The sequence below is a fragment of the Microcoleus sp. MOSTC5 genome, assembly GCF_036701825.1.
GTDB lineage: Bacteria > Cyanobacteriota > Cyanobacteriia > Cyanobacteriales > Microcoleaceae > Microcoleus > Microcoleus asticus.
On sequence record NZ_JAUBRK010000033.1, the window covers coordinates 86,374 to 88,575 of the forward strand.

The 2,202-nt window shown below is 48.4% G+C and carries 2 protein-coding genes; both read right to left on the bottom strand.

Features of this window, described 5'->3' with window-relative positions; translation table 11 throughout:
* A partial coding sequence (locus QUA54_RS19275) for a DUF5331 domain-containing protein (RefSeq protein WP_333415887.1) occupies positions 1 to 375 on the bottom strand: 375 nt, incomplete at its 3' end.
* 34 nt (positions 376 to 409) lie between these two features.
* The gene (gene bchL / locus QUA54_RS19280; protein WP_172189973.1) at positions 410 to 1,276 is read right to left on the bottom strand and encodes a ferredoxin:protochlorophyllide reductase (ATP-dependent) iron-sulfur ATP-binding protein; all 867 of its coding nucleotides are present in this window, start codon (positions 1,274 to 1,276) and stop codon (positions 410 to 412) included.
* Positions 1,277 to 2,202: the final 926 nt, after the last annotated feature.

Here is a 2,202-nt window from a genome sequence, read left to right on the forward strand (position 1 = left end):
AGTCGCTGCGGGTGCAGCAGTTGCTGTTTGAGCCGCTGCGGGTGCAGCAGTTGTTGGAGTTTGGGTGGCCGTTTGTTGCGCCGTACTTGAGGGCATACCCAGGGCGATGTCCGGGTCAAAATTTAGCCCCAACACTTCGATCAGGCTGTCTGCATCCGCCTTCAGTTTTGAGAAGGGCAGCATTAATTGCTGGAGTTCCGGCTCCAGGGCAGCCGCAATTCCCAGGATGAGGTAAGAAACAGGCCTTTTCCCGCCGTCGGGTGTGGCGACCGTGTTCTCAGCCGTCATGTGCAGGAGCAGCCAAGCCCGATTAACCTGGTAGTAGTCCAACCACTTCTGTTTGAGAGCAACTGAAAAAGTATCAAAAAAAGCCATAACCTCTTTATCCTCATCCTGATCGCTAGACCTATTAAACCATCATCAGGTCTAGCTCATCTTCCTCCTTCTTGACCACTGGTTGCACTGGATTTAGGTAAAAATCTGATAGCAGCGAGAATAATTCGCGATCGGGCGTGTCGTTGGGCACTACTCCTTCGGGCATGGCCAAAATCTGGTCGGCGATGTTGAGGTAGTAATCGCACACGTAGTTGAGGGAAGGATCGCTCTCGGCCATCTCAAACAATGTTTTGCCTTTGACGCGAGAAACGCGAATGTCTTCAATCAAGGGCAGCACTTCCAGCACCGGCATCGGTACAGAGTCAATGTACTTGTCGATCAAGTCGCGCTTTGAGGTGCGGTTGCCAATTAAACCGGCGAGCCGCAACGGGTGAGTGCGGGCTTTTTCGCGGACTGAGGCGGCGATGCGGTTGGCTGCAAATAAAGCGTCGAACCCGTTGTCGGTAACAATCATGCAGTAGTCGGCGTAGTTCAAGGGGGCTGCAAAACCGCCGCACACTACGTCGCCGAGCACGTCGAACAGGATGATGTCGTATTCGTCGAAGGCATTTAGTTCTTTGAGCAGTTTGACTGTTTCGCCGACTACATAGCCGCCGCAGCCAGCTCCTGCGGGAGGGCCGCCTGCTTCTACGCAGTCAACGCCGCCATAGCCTTTGTAAATGACATCTTCGGGCCAAACGTCTTCGTAGTGATAGTCCTTTTCCTGAAGGGTGTCAATAATTGTCGGGATCAAGAAGCCCGTGAGGGTAAATGTGCTGTCGTGCTTTGGATCGCAACCGATTTGCAAAACTTTTTTGCCGCGCTTGGCTAGGGCAACGGAGATGTTGCAGCTTGTTGTCGATTTGCCAATTCCACCTTTTCCGTAAACTGCGAGTTTCACTCTTTGTTCTCCTATAGGTTTCTATCAAAACTATGAGGGCTGGGGTTTGATGCTTTTTTTCGATCGCCCAACTGCAATAGCTCAATTGCACTAGCCGACGTTGCAATAGCCCAACTGCAATGCCCTTACTGTCAGTCGATTTGAGATTTCAGATTTTAGATTGACTCCACAGATGAATCTGGGGCTTCTCCCTAATGTCTAAAATTTTTCGCTTTCGACTACTTTTGTTTGGGGCTTGTATCCGTCTTTGGGGTAGGCCAATTTTCGAGCCTGCCCTAAGTCACCTCGTTGAAAGCATTATTAGCTAACTTGCGAGGAAAAGAAAGGGGGCGTCTAAATGAAAATGCTAGTAAATTTGTTTATTTTGCACTTTTGGGAATCTTAACGGGTTTTTTGAACTAAAAATCTATTTTTATAATCTTTTTAGATTTTTAATTAATTTTAAGATACTTTTTTAATATAAAGAGGTACAAAAACAAAATAAAAATAAAACAAAAATTAACTTCTCAAACAATCTGGGCTTTTGGCTTTGGGGCTGGGATGCAGGCAGTTGATGGCTTGTGCGGGTAACTTGAACGGGCACAAAGGGGCTAGTGGATGAGGTAAACGGGAGAGTGAGTTCGGCCAAGTTGGATGGGGGGAGGGCAAAGTGATGTTAGCTTTCGGCTGTTGGGCGTGATTTTGCTGGGGTTTTTAGTGTTGTGTAAAAAATTGTGAATTTTTAGGAATTGGTGGGAGATTGGGGGAGGGGAAGAGGAGGAGAGGGGGACTGTGGGGCTGTGGGAGAATATTATTTTTTCCCAATGAGGTAGAGTCGAGAGAAGGTATTACCATCTTCTCCCTCCGATTCAATTAGAGTCGATGCCTGTGTTACCACAGGACACCTCTCCTTCAGAACGCGGACGTGCAGCTTTCACTGCATCCGG